The sequence below is a fragment of the Paraglaciecola sp. MB-3u-78 genome, assembly GCF_002835935.1.
Taxonomy (GTDB): domain Bacteria; phylum Pseudomonadota; class Gammaproteobacteria; order Enterobacterales; family Alteromonadaceae; genus Paraglaciecola.
In genome coordinates this window covers 300,734-317,270 of the sequence record NZ_PJCF01000001.1, presented here as the reverse complement: position 1 = coordinate 317,270, position 16,537 = coordinate 300,734, and the positions used below count along the sequence as shown (strand labels likewise).

The 16,537-nt window shown below is 42.8% G+C and carries 16 protein-coding genes; 6 read left to right on the top strand and 10 right to left on the bottom strand.

What is annotated here, in order from left to right; all coding sequences use genetic code 11:
• Window positions 1-425: 425 nt before the first annotated feature.
• Window positions 426-980, bottom strand: coding sequence for a transposase (locus CXF95_RS01460; protein WP_232787568.1), 555 nt, complete (start codon window positions 978-980; stop codon window positions 426-428).
• Complete coding sequence (locus CXF95_RS30240; protein ID WP_232787567.1) at window positions 926-1,330, bottom strand: hypothetical protein; 405 nt, start codon at window positions 1,328-1,330, stop codon at window positions 926-928. The genes CXF95_RS01460 and CXF95_RS30240 overlap by 55 nt, the downstream gene beginning before the upstream one ends.
• A 357-nt stretch (window positions 1,331-1,687) precedes the next feature.
• Between CXF95_RS30240 and CXF95_RS29415 the strand changes: the two genes are divergently transcribed.
• Complete coding sequence (locus CXF95_RS29415) at window positions 1,688-2,131, top strand: PEP-CTERM sorting domain-containing protein (RefSeq protein WP_157828034.1); 444 nt, start codon at window positions 1,688-1,690, stop codon at window positions 2,129-2,131.
• 262 nt (window positions 2,132-2,393) lie between these two features.
• On the opposite strand, the gene CXF95_RS01450 is transcribed toward CXF95_RS29415, so the two are convergent.
• The 4 genes from CXF95_RS01450 to CXF95_RS01435 all read right to left on the bottom strand — a co-directional run bounded on the left by CXF95_RS01450 (window position 2,394) and on the right by CXF95_RS01435 (window position 5,934).
• Entirely contained in the window at window positions 2,394-2,723 is a 330-nt protein-coding gene (locus CXF95_RS01450) for a reverse transcriptase domain-containing protein (protein WP_101197045.1), read from the bottom strand.
• A 3-nt stretch (window positions 2,724-2,726) separates the two neighbouring features.
• Window positions 2,727-3,107 (bottom strand): hypothetical protein, encoded by a 381-nt coding sequence (locus CXF95_RS01445; protein WP_101197044.1) that lies wholly within the window; start codon window positions 3,105-3,107, stop codon window positions 2,727-2,729.
• Window positions 3,108-3,470: 363 nt separating this feature from the next.
• Window positions 3,471-4,118 (bottom strand): alternative oxidase, encoded by a 648-nt coding sequence (locus CXF95_RS01440; RefSeq protein WP_101197043.1) that lies wholly within the window; start codon window positions 4,116-4,118, stop codon window positions 3,471-3,473.
• A gap of 376 nt (window positions 4,119-4,494) precedes the next feature.
• Window positions 4,495-5,934, bottom strand: coding sequence for an IS66 family transposase (locus CXF95_RS01435; protein ID WP_101197042.1), 1,440 nt, complete (start codon window positions 5,932-5,934; stop codon window positions 4,495-4,497).
• Between the two features lie 199 nt (window positions 5,935-6,133).
• Here CXF95_RS01435 and CXF95_RS01430 point away from each other — a divergent pair, with 199 nt between their 5' ends.
• From CXF95_RS01430 to CXF95_RS29410, 3 genes are all read left to right on the top strand, one after another.
• Window positions 6,134-6,331, top strand: a complete 198-nt coding sequence (locus tag CXF95_RS01430; protein ID WP_101197041.1) for a hypothetical protein — start codon at window positions 6,134-6,136, stop codon at window positions 6,329-6,331.
• A gap of 686 nt (window positions 6,332-7,017) precedes the next feature.
• Window positions 7,018-8,451 carry an ice-binding family protein gene (locus CXF95_RS01425; protein WP_101197040.1) on the top strand — a complete coding sequence of 478 codons (1,434 nt, stop codon included), beginning with the start codon at window positions 7,018-7,020 and terminating at the stop codon, window positions 8,449-8,451.
• Window positions 8,452-8,947: 496 nt separating this feature from the next.
• Window positions 8,948-9,091, top strand: a complete 144-nt coding sequence (locus tag CXF95_RS29410) for a hypothetical protein (protein ID WP_157828033.1) — start codon at window positions 8,948-8,950, stop codon at window positions 9,089-9,091.
• A gap of 223 nt (window positions 9,092-9,314) precedes the next feature.
• Here the strand turns inward: CXF95_RS29410 and CXF95_RS30235 are convergent, their stop codons facing one another.
• Complete coding sequence (locus tag CXF95_RS30235) at window positions 9,315-9,725, bottom strand: integrase family protein (protein ID WP_232787566.1); 411 nt, start codon at window positions 9,723-9,725, stop codon at window positions 9,315-9,317.
• Window positions 9,726-10,068: 343 nt separating this feature from the next.
• Between CXF95_RS30235 and CXF95_RS01410 the strand changes: the two genes are divergently transcribed.
• Both CXF95_RS01410 and CXF95_RS01405 read left to right on the top strand, forming a co-directional pair.
• Complete coding sequence (locus CXF95_RS01410; RefSeq protein ID WP_101197038.1) at window positions 10,069-11,280, top strand: tyrosine-type recombinase/integrase; 1,212 nt, start codon at window positions 10,069-10,071, stop codon at window positions 11,278-11,280.
• Window positions 11,281-12,950: 1,670 nt separating this feature from the next.
• Window positions 12,951-13,670, top strand: coding sequence for a hypothetical protein (locus CXF95_RS01405; RefSeq protein WP_101197037.1), 720 nt, complete (start codon window positions 12,951-12,953; stop codon window positions 13,668-13,670).
• Here the strand turns inward: CXF95_RS01405 and CXF95_RS29865 are convergent.
• From CXF95_RS29865 to CXF95_RS01390, 3 genes are all read right to left on the bottom strand, one after another.
• Complete coding sequence (locus CXF95_RS29865; protein ID WP_198556461.1) at window positions 13,609-14,052, bottom strand: hypothetical protein; 444 nt, start codon at window positions 14,050-14,052, stop codon at window positions 13,609-13,611. The two genes, CXF95_RS01405 and CXF95_RS29865, sit on opposite strands and share 62 nt — an antisense overlap.
• A 14-nt stretch (window positions 14,053-14,066) precedes the next feature.
• Window positions 14,067-15,308, bottom strand: coding sequence for a group II intron reverse transcriptase/maturase (gene ltrA, locus CXF95_RS01395; protein WP_232787564.1), 1,242 nt, complete (start codon window positions 15,306-15,308; stop codon window positions 14,067-14,069).
• 492 nt (window positions 15,309-15,800) lie between these two features.
• Window positions 15,801-16,508, bottom strand: a complete 708-nt coding sequence (locus tag CXF95_RS01390) for a reverse transcriptase domain-containing protein (protein WP_101197036.1) — start codon at window positions 16,506-16,508, stop codon at window positions 15,801-15,803.
• Window positions 16,509-16,537: the final 29 nt, after the last annotated feature.

The following is a 16,537-nucleotide window of genomic DNA, read 5'->3' as shown; positions in this document are numbered from 1 at the left end:
TCGTGCTGATTTTCAGCATGAATGACGTTTTTAATCTTGTATTAACGCTTGTCCGTTGTGCTGAAGGCCACACTTAAAGTGGCCCTCTTTTTCATACTAGGGCTGGCATATATTTAGATTCTTTATTAGCGTTAGTTAATCAACGCTGGCCTCTGATGAACTGGGTACCTTATTACCTAAGAAAACCCATTCGGATTATCATCCTTGACTTAGCCTGGTTTTGATGAGGTAGGCGTGATCCGTTTTTTTCATCGTTTAGTGACTAAGCGGGTTGAGTAAAAGGGAGGTTATCCCGAGATTTGCCTGCCACAACATCCATACAGGCTTGTTGCTTTTGTCTTAGTCGGAATTGAGCATAGCCTAATGGCACTGAACTGATTCATTATTGATATTTGCGAATGTCCGCAATGGTGGCATCAATGTCATTAACTTAAGGATTTAACACCTTCAACAGAAACACTAGAATAATTCTCAATATTAAGGCGACTTTTCAATACTTTGTAATCTTCTTCAACTCCCCACCGTTGGTGATATAAATCAGCAAAAAGAGCAGTAGGATAAGCTTGTAGATCTGTTAATGACGAAACTAAAATCTCCGATTCACCTGATGGCAGATCAACTCGCACTAATCGTAAACGTAGTGATTCTGTCGATATTTTATCTTTTCTACATCGGCGAAGAGACTTCTCAGTACAAGGAAAGTCAACGACATCACTATATTTTCCACTTTCTAAGAAGGCTTTAACCACATTAGAGCTTTGAACAATGCGCATGCAGAAATCAACATTCTTTAGCCTATGGTACTTATAAAACCAAACGGCTGGATAACCTCTGTCGTAAACGACTAAATAGCCTGCTTGGGTTTTATTTAAATGCTTTAGTGCCATTTCACGCTCTCCTGTTGAATGGCTCTCGACCTGTAAATCTACCGTAATATTATTCTTAACATCATAAAGTTGTGAAAAGCGAACATGAGGCATAGCAGCATGTGGGCGAGCTTTACCAAAATGCTCAAGTAGTTAGATATAGGTAATTGTGTGACTGCCCCATCAACAGCTAACAGTCTATGCCCTTGCCATTTATCAATGGTTGCAGCTTCATAGAACGTTTGAATTAAGTCATCGTTTAACGCAATAAATGCCTGATGAGATAGTTTCATTATTGCTTTACAAAAAGCAGCGGTGCTAACTGACGTTGTTGACAAATAGCTATCATCTATAACATTGAAAAACCGAACGAGTTCAGCTTGAATTGAACCATTAAGAGCATTCAACATAAAACTCATTAAACGTGGAAAAGTAATGCTTGATGTAGGCAGCAGTCTCTTCATGTTTTCTATATTCTAAACACTTACCGTGTTGAGTTTTACCAAATTTGAAGTTCTTACCTCAGGAATGATGTGTCCAGTTATGGGCCGTTACAATTTAAGTAATATGGGAATATCAAATGAGATTTAGAATATTAATAACAATGATAGCCAGTGTATGTCTAGCGGTTAGCGGTTAGCGGTTTAGCTAATGCGGCGCCAATAACATATTATAATTACACACTTAATCCAAGTACCAACATTGTTACCCATACCGACGGGACAGAATGGCTCCAATGGGATGTAACTAAGGGACAGTCTATTTCAGACGCGCTTGGTATTTATGCAGGTGATGGGTGGGTTCTGGCAGGAAATGTCCAGATGGGAGCGTTATTCGGGGATTTCGGTTGGTCCGTAGGTACGGATGAGAACTCAACTTACGTTCAAAATAGTAGTTTTACGCCCGGCGCCGACGATTCTACTATGGACAAGTTTTTAGAGCTGTTTGGTATTACGTTTATTAATTCGGGGTTTGGATATGGGGTCGGCGTCGACGGATCCGTACAATCGATTGCTTTATACGGTAGCGATTTCGATAATGACGGATTTTATAACACAGCCTGGATTAGAAGCGATCAAACTTGGTCAGGCACCAGTTCCGACGATGCCGCAATGTTATATAAAGATTATTTGATATTCCCCTACCCACGTGGTATTGCACTTGTACGTGTACGTGTTGCCAACGTTCCAGAGCCCGCTCCACTCGCTATATTTGCATTAGGAATGATTGGTTTAGCATCACGTCGTTTTAAGAAACAATCTTAAAACGTTAGTTCCACTATCAAAATCGATTATTGACAACGGTATGCCTGAATAAACCCATGTAACCCAATGTTGTCGCCATTTCTTTAATAAAAGAGTGGCATCAATAAGCATCTTCCAGTTTGGTTGATGCTTATTTTGCTTATAAAGCTGCGTTAATCGACGTATGTGATTTTGTATTGTACGTTTTGATACTGTTATTTTTTCTTTTCCAAACTGATAACCTAAAAAGTCACAAAATTGTCGGGAACAATTTTGAACAGCTTTAGCTGGCACGAAGGGTGAAAGGCAGGATGTCTGGAATAAAGCCTTTTGATACTTTACCGATAAAGGTCTTATCCGGCGCTTGCTCCACTTTTAATTGATTAAAGTGTTGATTGACTGTTCTCACGGCCTTGCGTAAGTGCCAGCGGGTTTTGGCCAATACAATGACGTCATCCATGTACCTGCGATAAAAATAACGGGTGTCACCTGCCATCTGCTCATCCAGCCCCTTTAGGTAATAGGCCGCAATAACCGGTGATAAGGGGCAGCCTCGTGATATGCCGCAGTGTATAGACTTAAACGTACCACCTCTTTCAACGGTGCGTTTCACAAACTACACTAACAAGCGCCAGATAAAAGGGTCGGAGATGTCTTTATCCAATTGCTTGAGCAATATCGTATGGTCAATCGACTCATAATAGCCCTTTACATCGGTTTTCATCACGTAGCGGTAATCAGGCAAAGCCCAGTTCTGCATCCAGCGTAGGTCATTCACGGTGGCCTTTAGTCCCTCATGCCCTTTGATATGAGTACAAAGTGAGGATAATGCTAATGCCTCCGGTAAGGCCATGGCTAACATCTTTAATACCAGCGCATCTTGTGATGACCACAAGTGAAGGGTTTCACCATCGGCTTTGGTGACCACGCTGAGGGGCAGGAAGGTGTAATCTTGTTTGTTGAGTGTTTCAGTAGTTCCTGTTGAAGCGTCTGCCAATGAAAACGCAGATGCCAGATGTCGGCATTGGCCGGGAAGTTAGTCCGCTGCTTACAAAACCATGAATAGGCTGTATCGAGCGTGGCTGGGGTGAAAATATCGTTTACGTTTAGCATGGTTTGAGTATAGGTGAATCATTTTTCAGCTAATCTGCCTTTCTCTTTGGTCTCTGTGCCCTGCGTGGATCGAAGTAGTTGCTTGGTAAAGCATTTACATAGATAAGCCGTAAGCTACTAACGGCCGTTATTGGCACATTTGCGACGCTCAGCGAATGGCTCCAATGAGCTTAGAGGAGACGAATTAATGTACTACGCGAGCCACAACTATTTAACTACTGAGTTGCCATACCGATAAAATATATATTTAAGAAGTAAAACTATCGGCAAATTGGTGATTAACATCTCTGTGACCAGCCTCATCATTTCTGACCACTATGATAACATCGCGCAGAGTTGCGTCGGTGGAAAGCTTCCAATAATCAATTGCAATCTTTGGAGCGGCTACGTTCTCTAAGCGACCACTGTCTACTTCGGCTAGATATTCGCCATAGCTAAACACCGCTTCTTCTTCGAAATAGCCAACGAGCCTGTGCGCTGTTCGGCCAGAGATGACATAGAGAAGTAAGAAACTAGTGAAAAAAATGCCCTGAGCCAGTAAAATTAGCATCCGTTCTAGAAAGCTAGGTTGAGCAATTTGTACAAAGGTCATTAAGTGCATGCGTTCGTTTTCAGCCTCCTCGAGTAGAATGTGAATAGCCTCTCGGTCGTCTTCCATGCGACGGAGTGAACGCATGTGACGTATCATTCCAGCAACCATCCCAGGCACTGCTGCGACTGTTTCCAACACTACTGCACGATGGCCATATCGCTTAGCAAAGAAAATATCCGCAAAAAAACGTAGCAATTTAGTCAAGCGAAAGGCAAAGCGATCAGAAGAGCCCGATGGAGTATGATGTGCGCTCAGTGGGTCGTTGTTGTGCATTGGTGAAGAAAACTTCACTACTTCGCTCATCGTAATAACCTCCAAAAGTAAAAGTTCTATTACCCCAAATTGAACAATATCAATTCAGGGTGAAAGGTTGCGATCATTATCACTATCTATGAGTCCATTACGCTTCTGTCGTTCTTAAGGGATCACAAAGCAAGAGCAGCATATTATCTAGTTCACAGAGTGTTTTTTTACCTGGAATTTTGCTAATTCAAGACAATTTATGATTATTCATTGGGCTCAGTATTAAGCAAAATAGACCAGAATACGGAATTTAAGTTAGCTACAACCGTTTGGTTTCCTTGCCAGTGTTCTGTCACCGCACATCTTTTAATTGGGCGCACGACATCATCTGTATTGTTACGTGAACAAAGAAAAGAAAATGCAAAGAATATTGTAACTATTCAGGTCGCGCAGATGAAAAGATGTCAGGAAGCCTGCCCTTGAACAATAGTCGCAACGCCTCACTTGCTGAAACATCTTGCTTGCGACAACTGGATATGTAACTGCGAAGCAAACAAAACATATCCGCACCGTTTTGACTTCTGAAACATCCCGATATTTTTTGATGTACTTTTGTCATTCGAATATCGTTTTCCCCTTGATTGTTAGTAAAGGGGACATCTTTTATTTCGATAAATCTAAGCGCATCATTTTCAAATTCTCTGAGCCGTTCAAGCAAGGCGCGCGCTTTGGTTCGTTTTAAACGACCCCGTTGTCCTGCTGGTCGGTCCTCCTCATTTGGTGGCGGACACTCCTTATCACCCTCAAAGAGTATTTCACGGTACTGTTCTCTGGCGACGCGGGCAGACTCTGGCGTTAACTTACCGTCATTATCCTTCACGTCCTGACAAAGCTTGGTCAGCAGTGCACGCATTTCATTGGCCCATTTCTGCTTGTCTTGCTCCCACGCTCTTTCCAATTCTCTCAAATGATGGGCATTGCACAGAGAATGTTCACATAGGATATATTTGTAGTAAGGTTTCCAGTGGTCATGGCACAGAATGCCCGTAAAGCATGGCAGTATCTCGGCCGCATCCATGGCCTCTTTCCCACGTTTATCGTGGGCATGGAAATACGTCCAGGTAAGTGATGAGGCACAATGTAACCAACGCCGCTTGCCGTTAATGTTGACGCCTGTTTCATCAACATGCAGCACGGGTGATGCTCGTAGTGCGGCTTTGATCCGATCCGCGGCACCTGTTTGCTCAATTAAATCTGACGCTTTTTGATTGAAGTTAAACAAGGTTCCCGCACTGATCGGAATATTGAGTTGATCGGAAAAATACTCTTCAATACGTTTATAAGGCAGCAATTGATATTGTGACAGGTAAACCGCGTGCGCTTTAATGCCATCGCCATATTGGATAGCACTGTTAACACCTTGTGGAAACTCAGCTGTGAATTTCTTGCCTGTTTCGTTGAGCAGTATTTGCGCTCTGTATTCGGTGACCATGCGTGATATTTCTATGTCAACCACTTGACGACACTGGACGCCAGCATCACGATACTTCCCAGGAGGCAATAGCGCCCTGTTTACGGGAATATCCTTGACTACATCGGGCTCTTCGAACGGGCTCAGCGTTTTACCCTCCCGCCCTTTCTGGCCGCCGGCCGGATTGTCAGATTTAGTCCTTGAATTCTTCTTTCTATCAAAATCTGTGGAGGGTGGTTTACTGCTGTTTTGGCTATTTAGTCCTAATCGATTAGCAAGCAAAGACACAACCAGCATGATCAATTCAATTGCCGCTCTTAAGGCCGGCGAAATTGATTTATCCTCTGTAAGCAACTTTTTTGTTGAATCGATCACACTGTCGATTTCAATGCCGTCAATCTTCATTGGTTAATAACTAAAGTGATATTAAGGCAAGTCTGACATCCTAGCGGGATCAGTCAATACGATCGCTGGGATCGTCAAAATATATTTTCATGAGGCTGAATAGTTACAGAATATTTTGCATTAAACAGTTCTCAATCACCGCAGATAAAATTGAAATCGAGACTAAAAAAATATAACTCGCTATTTGGGGAGTGCAGAAATGCAAATACCAGTTGGTCAAACGACAGAAATTCATTCTGATTCAGAGACTATGGGTAACGGTCTACAAATTTTTGAAGGCAATGTTAAACTAACCGCAATTCGCTTCGAGATAACTTTTAAAAAGGCGTCGCTCAAATCCACTGATCCGTTAACGCAAATTACCTCTTCTTATGCCAAGTTAAAAACAATTGATTGAATGGTCAAAAGCATTTATGAATTGCTAATATTAGGCCAACTTGACCAGAGTATGACCACTAAACGCCCTGAAGCTATCTAAGACAAATTCTGGCACATGGCCGCCTGTCAGTTCGATCTCTGATTTCAATCATCAACGAAACATATTGTCGAGGATAGCGACTGGCCATGGGCGAATTGGAGTCAGTCGGGTTTCATTCAAGCGTATGACTGCTCACTCATTGCAGCCGTTAACAGTAAAATGATATCTGACTCAACCGAGCAAATACCGGGCAGTCATCATCATTGCTGACATCCCATCAAACGCCACCCTTTCGCTGCATTATTAGCACACCACGGCAAATCAAGTGATGGCAGAGCCCTTGGATGGCACGCGCAATCGACATGACAATTTAATCCAAATGGATTAGTCAGGATTTTTTACACGGCCATATATTGGCAATATTAAAATTCAGCTAACACGTTGTATTATATTGAATAAATATTTCTGGGGTGATTATTGCTTGTCACTTCAGTAGGCTCAGCATCAATATATTTTATCTAATATGAAGGTAAAGGCTGTTGCCTCTTCAGGAAAACAACGCTCATTCACTATGATCATGAGCGTTGATTAATACGTACTTGTTACATCAGGAATACAGTCACCCCATGATGGGGTTCTCACTTTACATTAACAGGAAGTAATAAATGAAAAACATAGTGTTAAAAACATGCTTAACCGCTTTGGCTTTGTCTGTCGCTGGTTTAGCTAATGCTGAAGATGCAGGCGGACCGGTTACAATCTTTTCGCCACAGTTGATATCCCACGCTGCTATATCGGGTGCGGCCATAAGTATAGCCGCAGACTCAGTCATAGACGGCAATCTCGCGGCTCAAGCGGCCGTTACTATCGGTGCTGGGCTTAATACCCAAACTCAACACATCTATGCAGGCGCGGCGGTCACTACAGGCGCTCTATCTACCGTTAAAAACATCTTTTCTGGCGCGGCCGCAGGTATAGGGGCGAGTGCTCATGCCCAAAACGTTCACGCTGGAGCGGCTATTACCGTAGGCGCGGGTGGTGACGTTTATCAAGTATACGCTGGCGCAGCCATTACATTGGGCGCGGGTGCTTCTACTTATCCAGGGGCGTTAGGGGCTAATGCCAATAGGGACAGCACAGCGCTGGAAGACATACATAATGCTACAAGTATGGCAGCAGCCATCGCACAGATAGGCGTAGCACAGGACGCTTTATCAACCCTCAACAATTCAACAACAAATCCTCCAGAATCCTTGTATACGACTATGGGAGGGTTTGTATCTTTAGAGCCTGGCGTCCATCAGGGCAGTGCGGTCAGTATCGCCGCTAATTCGATTGTTGAATTTAGCGCAGATAATTTTTCGGATGATCCCATGGACCACGTTTGGGTGATTAATCTTAGCGAGGCACTGACGGTTGGCGCTGGCACTGTGTTTGTAACTGACGTACCTGAAGGCGACACCGCGACTATCATCTGGAATGTGGGCGCCGCAGTCACGCTGGGTGCGGGCACAGAGTTTATAGGTACCGCATTCGTAGGTGGCGCGTTTGGCGCGGCCACCTCAAACGTGAGTTGTGGAAATGTTTATGCAACTGGTGCGGTGAGTGTTGGCAGTATAGGTGCATTGTTGGACGGCACATCCGATCCTGTTGCGTGCGATACTAATGCTGAAGGCTTGGCTGGTTTTAGAATTGATAACAACGGTTACTCATTTGCTTCAGTTAACACCGTTTGCCCTGTTTGGTCAGAATTTGAACTCAATGATGTCGACACCGATAGTCTTGTTTTCACAACCTCCGAAACACAAGAGGAAGGAGAGGTTGTTACAACTTATAAAGTTGTAACAAAAACAGCGAACGGGGAAAATAATGTGACGTTTACAACCACTTCAACTCCAGGCGGTAATCCCTACGACGGCAAAGACGTAAGTTACGAGAAAAGTGATGGAACCAACCGTCAATATAGCGTAGACGGTGGTGAAAAAACGAAACTGACGGCACCGGAACAACACGAATGTTATGAGCAAATGTCTGTGATGGGCGAGACGTATGGAGGAGCCGGTGTTCCGGTAGGCAACATACCATCAGGTAATACATAATAATATTCCGCCATTATTTTTATAGTTATAAATTGTTTTTTAATAATGTTTTGTTTATTAAGTTAATTTAGATATTAATTATGTAAAATGATTTGTTGTTTAAGAAGCGATGTATTGTTGACACCCATATTAATTGTTATGCGAGCAGTGCGGCGTCTCTTGGCAAATTGCGAGAGACACACGCGAAGGTTAAGGACTAGGGACCGCCGGTAATGAGTATGCACGTGGGAACGTTACCAGTTCGGCTGTAGTAATCCATGCTCCAATACCAGCCTTGACCCATCGTTGCCGACGTTTTTCATACTGACTAATGCTAAAGCCATCTCATCTGAGGTGGCTTTTTTCATGTCTGCCCAGCGAAGCTGGCAAACCCGTCCGCTTAAAAGATAGCGGAGTCACCCTGACTAAGGGGAAGATAATCCGAATGGCAAGGGGTTTATAACGCTGCGATGTAGTAAAAGTATCCTGACATCCATGCTGGGTAAGGTGGATTAGTATGCAAACCATCAGAGTGGTATTGACTGAAAAAGAAGTATTGAAACACCAGAATAAATGGGTGCAGCTAAAGGACACTCGCTGCCCCACATTACTATTTCGTTACTCAAAACGGAATGCTTTAGTGGGCTCGTTTCACTGTTAAATGACTGAAAATGGAATAACCACCAGTAAAGTAATAGGGCCTCATTCGGTTATGTCTATCGATGAGGCTAGGCGAGCGGCTAACAAAATTAGTCTCCAAAAAAATGCAGAAAAATACACAAGCTGCAGTGGCAGGCGTTTTGATGATCTCGGTCAATTGCTTCATTGGTATTTACGATATCGACAGGCTCAGATTAATACCAAATCAGCTACATTGAGGAACATCACATTCCAAATCGAAAATTTATTAATTCCTCATATTGGTTCTTGCGAATTAAGCGAAATTCGCAGTGGTAACCTAGCTGAACAATGGCTGCAAGTCTTGCAAATCGAGTTTGCCCTTTCAACACTGAAAGGGGCGTTTCAGTGTTTGAAGGCGGCAATAAACCAAGCTGAGCGGCTAGGGCGTAGATTTTTTGGGTGGTGGTGTTGCTTTTATGGCCGAGTGTTTTAGATACGGTATAGAGATTACCGCTGGTACTGTTTCGTTTAAATGTGCGAAATACTTTTCTACCTGAGGGCTGTACTTCCAGGATCAATCCGGCATTTTCTGTATCGTAATAGCGGTCTCGCTTTGCCGATGGTTCAATTTTTTCTATACGTCTAAGGGTAAACTTAAATCTATTATCGGCCATCTGTGCAACACCAAAACGGTTATGTTTTATTAAGATACTGATATTAAAGCATACTTTCAAATGTTCTGTGCAACACATGTGCAACAACAGGGAGTAATTTTGGGGTATTTTGAGTCATCTTGGTTAAAGTGAGGTGTTCAGATTAAAAGGCTGCAGGTCTTGTTTTCATTGGTCTAGAATGGTTTTAGCTTAACGAGGGTATATGCTGATATGACTGAATGGTGTCCCCACCTGCGATGCAAGCTAACATGTTTAAGCCTTGCGGGACGTTTATTGCGTATTTTTTAAAGGTTTAGATGCCCTTTTTTACACCCCCTAACAGTGTAAAAAAAGGTGTAATTATATGATTAGTACAACATTTGCGTTCACTCAAAAGCGCATTCTTAACCTGAAACCTCAAAATAAAACTACGGCATACTCGGATGGAAAAAATTCTAATCTGAAGGTGATAGTTACCCCTAGAGGTAAAAAAACGTTTTATGCCAGATTCAAGGCCGGCGGAAAACCGTTACAAATTAAAATTGGTGATGTGGAATATATCCGACTAGATGATGCTAAAGCTAGGGTGGTAGAGCTAATTAATCTTCACCGCATACAGGAAAAGAAAAACACAAACAGCGTTTTTTCCTCCACTTTTGATAAAGATAAATATACGGTGGATGACGCTTTTAATGCTTATTTTAAAAATCACCTCAGTTTTAAGCAGCGAAAAGGTAATCGAAGGCATTCCCTTGAAATTAATTATACCAATCACTTAAAGCCGATATTGGGTAATGACGATATTAGTGAGCTGACTAAAAAGAGATTACCTAATATTTTGAAGGGTATCGGTAATCAAAAGGGCTACGCAATTCATAATAAATGCGTCACGGTACTCAAGGCTATGTTTAATTATTGCCTTGATTATGAAATGGACTTTCCATTTGAATATAATCCTGCTCTGACGCTTAAAAAAATGCCTTCGGTTAATAGAACACGATATTTAAATAAAACTGAAGCTAAACGTTTAGTCAAAGAATTGCAGATAATTGCTCATCCCATCTTTACCGATTTATTTATGACAGCATTATTAACAGGCGCACGGATTTCTAATGTTAAAAGTATGCGATGGAGTGAGGTTCAATTCGAAGAAGCACTATGGATCGTACCTGCTATAAAAACTAAGACAAATCAAACTTACTATCTTCCGCTATCAGAACAAGCTTTATCAATTTTGAATCGAAGGTATATAGAAAATAGTGGAGCTAGTGATTTTGTTTTTCCATCGTCAAGAAAATCAGCAACTGGGCATATTATGGGAGGTGATAGCGTCTGGAAAGAAGTGATTAAACGCGCTGGACTTTACTCTAGCGACAGAAACTTAAGAATACGCCAGCATGATTTACGTCGCACATTTGCCACCTGGCAAGCCCTAAATGGAGTGGATATAAACATCATTAGTAAAACACTTGGTCATTCCGATATAAAAAATACACAAATTTATGCACAGATTAACGTTTCAAAGGCGCGTGAAGCTATAAATGGTGTATTCGACTCTTTTTTTAAATTGATTTAATACCGGCTGCTAAGTGCGCCAGTTGTTGGGTTTTAATTAATAGCGACCTATTTTAAACAGCATTTAGCCAGTTGCTAGACTGGCTATAAATTTTCTATTTTTGAATAAGCTGCCCTAAAAAGAATGATTTTGCAGGTGATAGGATCTAGAAACATCATCATCAATCATAAAACTCATTCTTATTAATGATGATAGGCAAAAGTGCAAATCCATACTCAAAAGCATGCCAAGTCCAGTTAGGTGTTATTGTTTCATTGATTGGCACATCAAAAACAATATTTAGTAAAAACACTAAAGGCGCGGTGTAAGCGATGATGCTTATTAGTTCTAAACAGCCGATTAATAAAACGAATGTAAATGAGTTTTTTTAAGTGGATCAGTCCTCACTCAATCCGACGGTCTTTAAATTAGATTTCGACTAAGCCATACAGTCGCCTTTGAGCCTAATAGCAGACAGTCGAACGTTAAACCTGAAGGAGAACTTTGTGCCATTAGCGGTCGTAGCCGAGTCATTCAGTGAACGATCCCCATTAACAGTAACCAGACGCTAGGGGCTTACCTCAACATTTATCAATTTTCTCGATACCGGACAGTGAATAAATGCCGTCATGGCGAGCATGAGAATATCCAAGGGTTTAACGCCTTTTAACCCCAAGTCCTGTCCCAGACCAGTCATTGGACGGATCATTAACGCTTGTTCAACAATGTGCCTGCCTCTGTTTGCTACCCATGCTCACTTCAATGTTATAAAGCACAACAAACAGGTTTATTTCTCTCCCAGTGGCGCGAAGTCGCAGAGCAAAAATAAGTAAGTTAAGTCGACTTTATCCATAATATCCGTTCAATTCAGAATTAATTAATTCATACGGGCGGTGAAGTGTCAGGTTTATTTTCACATTTCAATTCCGTTTTTTAGAGGCATTATCGGTTAATTAACTGCTCAATAAAGGGTGATTTCTTTGGCTAATAAAGTGGTTTTTTATCGGTAAGCAGAGCAAGTTTATAATTTATATAGGGATGAGATATTGATTAAATAATATAACTGAGCCGTTATTTATAAAGACTTACCAGCATGTTTAAGGGCTTTTACTTGCTGAGCGAATATTATTTTTTTATGAGATTAACGCTATTTAATATCGGAACACTGAATAAATAACAGGCCGGTAAATATTATATACATATCAACAGCTTACCTATTAAAATGTGTCACTTTTTTTTACACATGTCGAATACTGAAGGTGCTCACTTTTGTAAAGTGGTTTGTCCCTGCTTACGGCATGGCCACATTAGCTATCGCCTATCCATGTCAAAATTGTTACCCAGATGGCCTGCAGGCTTTCTGCTGCCTGCCTTATAGGGTAAGGGCGCTGAGCTTTGTGCAACACTTAATCACCCCCCACCTCCTTCAATATCATGTCTTTTTTTTCATGTGACGGTATTTGTAAAGCTGATATTTAGGAGATTAATAGCGGCATTTCGAAATATTATTGTCAGTTTTTTTACAAAATTACAAAATAATTATTTACAAGTTAAAACATCATAGAATGTTAAGTAACTGAAATTAAAAGGTATTATAAAATCGGCTCAATTTTTGCCTAGTGCCTGTATAGGTGAGGATTCACTTTAGCATCGCCTCTTTTAATTTTGGAAGTGGATAATAGGAATAACACATGAAATTTAAATTTTTAAAAATAGTTTTAACAACGTACAGATACGCAGTGATGCTGAGCGTTGGTGCACTGAGTATCTCAGGTACTGCATCAGCCACTCTAATAGACTCGATAGCTGCCCTCAACGACGGCGACCAGTACAGGGTTCTCTTTGTTACGAGCACCACACGTGACGCTACATCCAAGGATATTAATGTATACAATAGTTTCGTTTATGATGCAGCGCAGGCCGGCACTGTCACGGGGGGCCTAGGGTTAACGTGGACAGCATTAGCAAGCACGGACGCGGTTGATGCGATAGCGAATACGGGGATGTTAAATAACACAGATGCGGTCACACTGTTTAATACCATCGGCGATATTATAGCGATGTCTGGGCACGAGATATGGGGCGGCAGTCTGGACGCGCCTATAGCGCATGACGAAAACGGAGTCGCGAATAACACATTAGTATTCACCGGGACTACGAGCCACGGCCGCATTGATATTTTTAATTCGCTAGGAGGCAAGTATAAAATATCGAATATAGGTTACTCCCCTTCAATTACGAACGATTGGATAGGCTGGGCACGGGCTTACCAAACATTGACATTGAATTATTACGGCGTATCAGATCAGGCGACTCACGTCGCAGTTCAGGTCCCGTCGCCCAGCACTGTTATATTGTTATCGTTGGGTTTAGCGGGTTTGTCATATTCCCGATATCGGAAACAATCTTAATTGGCTTTTCAGCTATCCCCGCATTTACCCAACGTAACCAGCGGGTAATATAGTCATCAAGCGCAACGGCTCTTTTGGGAGCCGTTAGCTTTTGCTCATAAAGCTGACGTACTTTATTTACCGCGTTAGTTATCGTTTTTTCTGCTAGTGCTAAGTCTGACAGGCCAAATCGATAACCCAAAAAGTCGAAACCCTTGGCAATACGTCCAATAAAGGTCTTATCCGGCGCTTGCGCTACCTTTAATTGATTAAAGTGCTGATTGACTGTTCTCACGGCCTTGCGTAAGTGCCAGCGGGTTTTGGCTAATATGATCAGTCGAGTAGCCCGAGGGAACTGCCCCCTCAGGCTCTCACAGAACCGGACGTGAACGTCTCCGCTCATCCGGCTCTTATCAATCAAGCCTTCGCGTACAACAATCGCCAGTGAGCAAACAACCAAGGTTGCTTATGCGCAATACGATTTAACCATTGCGCTGCTCGTCTTCGATGATTGCGTAAACGTTTATACTTTCGCGTCGCCCACATAATGAGACGACGATCTAAGCATTTAAGGGTCGGGTATAACGCTGACTTGTAGTAACGTCCATAATAGTTGATCCAACCTTGAATGATCGGATTGAACATTCGGGCAAGATCTTCCAGTGCTTTGTCGCTTCGTAATGGCCAGTTCCAATCACGTGATTTGTGCCGGATTGCTTTTGCAGCCTTGTTGCTGATTGCCGGAGTGAAATTAATAAAGTGTTTCCCCCACCGATTCTTTGAACGGCGAGAGCGAAAGGTATAACCCAGAAAATCAAAACTGACTTCTGCATAATCCCCTCGCCTGTCATCATCTTTACAATAGACAACTTTCGTCTTTTTAGGATGAAGCTCTAAACCCACTTGTTTCATTCTGGCTTCCAGCTTTTGCTTCAATTGCTGCGCTTGAGACTGGCTCTTGCAATGGCAAACTGCATCATCAGCATAGCGCTCAAAGGGAACATTCGGGAATTCCCGAACCATCCATTGGTCGAATGCATAATGGAGAAAAAGGTTAGCCAACAAGGGGCTAACGACGCCTCCTTGCGGTGTTCCTTTCTCCGGAAATTCCAGTGTGCCGTCTTGCATTTCAATCGGGGCTTTTAACCACCGCTCTATATACAATAGTACCCACTTTTCTTTCACATGCTTTTGCACTGCTCTCATCATCAGCTCATGATCGATATTATCGAAAAAGCCTTTGATATCAAGATCCAGTACCCAGTCACTTTTCCAGCAGCGCTTACGTGCTTGCCCCACTGCATCATGTGCCGATTTCTTTGGACGGTAACCATAAGAGTCTGAATGAAAATGCTGTTCCAACTCAGGCTCTATTAATTGTTTGGCTACCATCTGCGCAATGCGGTCAGTCACTGTAGGGATCCCTAAAGGCCTCATCTGTCCATCATCCTTGGGTATTTCAACCCGCATGACGGCGGATGGAAAGTAGCTGCCTGACGACAGACGATTCCAGAGCTTATAAAGATTATTCTTCAAATCCCCATTAAACTTTTCGATCGTCTGGCGATCAACTCCGGCAGCGCCTTTGTTGGCCTTGACCCGTTTGTATGCCTCCCAAACTTGTCGTTTGGAAATAGTAAACGGCTTTGCTTGTTTCAATCCAATCCTCCCGTTTCCGGTTGTTTTCTTTAGTTCAAGCTGATCGATGCTTCCCCTTCGCTCCACTTTCATTACAAAAGCTTCATCACTACTACGGGTCGCTCCGCCCCTGTGCCCTGCATCGGTACTCTCACACTTATGGGGCTACCACTTGTGTTTCTCCCTTATCATCAGGGCGACAGGTTCCCACGTTCCACATAAAAGCCTGTTTCAAGTTCACGCCATCTTCATGCCGGAGGCCGCCTAGCCAATAATCAGGTTTCCGCTAGACTTATCCCGAGGTAACGACGACCCCTCGGTTTTGACACTCGTCCCTACATTTTCGACACTTCAATAATGGTTCATTTGCATTCGTCTCCTTGAAACTCACCTGACAAGATCGAGCCTTGCCTTTTCCGTAACGCTCACCACCCCGGCTCTTTACCGACGCAGCTTACGGTGGTTTGAAGCCTCCACCTGCATGGCGGCTTCGAGGGGCCAAACCCTCATCTTTTATGCAGCATAGCTGCATGAAGGACAATGTCCTTCTTTGCGCCTTCGTGGCACACCGTCATCCATATAACGGCGATAAAAATAACGAGAGTCACCTTCCATCTGCTCATCCAGTCCCTTTAAGTAATACGCGGCGATAACCGGTGATAAGGGGCAGCCTCTGGATATACCGCAGTGTATGGACTTAAACGTACCACCTCTTTCAACACTGCGTTTCACAAATTGCACTAACAAGCGCCAGATAAAGGGGTCAGCAATATCCTTATCAAGCTGCCTAAGCAATATCGTATGGTCAATGGACTCATAGTAGCCCTTCACATCGGTTTTCATGACATAAGTGTAATCAGGCAGGGCTGCTTGCAGAGCACTGACGGTAGCTTTTAATCCGCCATAGCCTTTGATATGGGTACAAAGTGGGGATAATGCTAATGCCTCCGGTAAGGCCATGGCTAACATCTTTAATACCAGCGCATCTTGTGATGACCACAAGTGAATACTTTCACCATCGGCCTTAGTTACCGCGCTGAGCGGCAGTAAGGTGTAATCTTGCCTGTTGAGTGTTTGCAGCAGTTCCTGCCGTAAAGTGTGCCAATGAAAACGCAGATGCCAGATATCGGCATTGGCAGGAAAATTAGCCCGCTGCTTACACAACCATGCGTAGGCTTTATCGAGAGAGGCTGGGTTGAAAATAGCATTAGTATTTAGCATGGTATGAGTGTAGCCCAACGGCTGCTTAT

Coding starts and splice junctions, on each gene's coding strand:
- CXF95_RS01460 (WP_232787568.1), bottom strand. CDS start 980: ATGCCTCATGTTCGCTTTTCACAACTTTATGATGTTAAGAATAATATT.
- CXF95_RS01405 (WP_101197037.1), top strand. CDS start 12,951: ATGAAATTTAAATTTTTAAAAATAGTTTTAACAACGTACAGATACGCA.
- CXF95_RS01430 (WP_101197041.1), top strand. CDS start 6,134: ATGCAAATACCAGTTGGTCAAACGACAGAAATTCATTCTGATTCAGAG.
- CXF95_RS01425 (WP_101197040.1), top strand. CDS start 7,018: ATGAAAAACATAGTGTTAAAAACATGCTTAACCGCTTTGGCTTTGTCT.
- CXF95_RS29410 (WP_157828033.1), top strand. CDS start 8,948: ATGCAAACCATCAGAGTGGTATTGACTGAAAAAGAAGTATTGAAACAC.
- CXF95_RS30240 (WP_232787567.1), bottom strand. CDS start 1,330: ATGAAGAGACTGCTGCCTACATCAAGCATTACTTTTCCACGTTTAATG.
- CXF95_RS01440 (WP_101197043.1), bottom strand. CDS start 4,118: ATGAGCGAAGTAGTGAAGTTTTCTTCACCAATGCACAACAACGACCCA.
- CXF95_RS01390 (WP_101197036.1), bottom strand. CDS start 16,508: ATGCTAAATACTAATGCTATTTTCAACCCAGCCTCTCTCGATAAAGCC.
- CXF95_RS01410 (WP_101197038.1), top strand. CDS start 10,069: ATGATTAGTACAACATTTGCGTTCACTCAAAAGCGCATTCTTAACCTG.
- CXF95_RS01435 (WP_101197042.1), bottom strand. CDS start 5,934: ATGAAGATTGACGGCATTGAAATCGACAGTGTGATCGATTCAACAAAA.
- CXF95_RS29415 (WP_157828034.1), top strand. CDS start 1,688: ATGGGAGCGTTATTCGGGGATTTCGGTTGGTCCGTAGGTACGGATGAG.
- CXF95_RS29865 (WP_198556461.1), bottom strand. CDS start 14,052: ATGAGCGGAGACGTTCACGTCCGGTTCTGTGAGAGCCTGAGGGGGCAG.
- CXF95_RS30235 (WP_232787566.1), bottom strand. CDS start 9,725: ATGGCCGATAATAGATTTAAGTTTACCCTTAGACGTATAGAAAAAATT.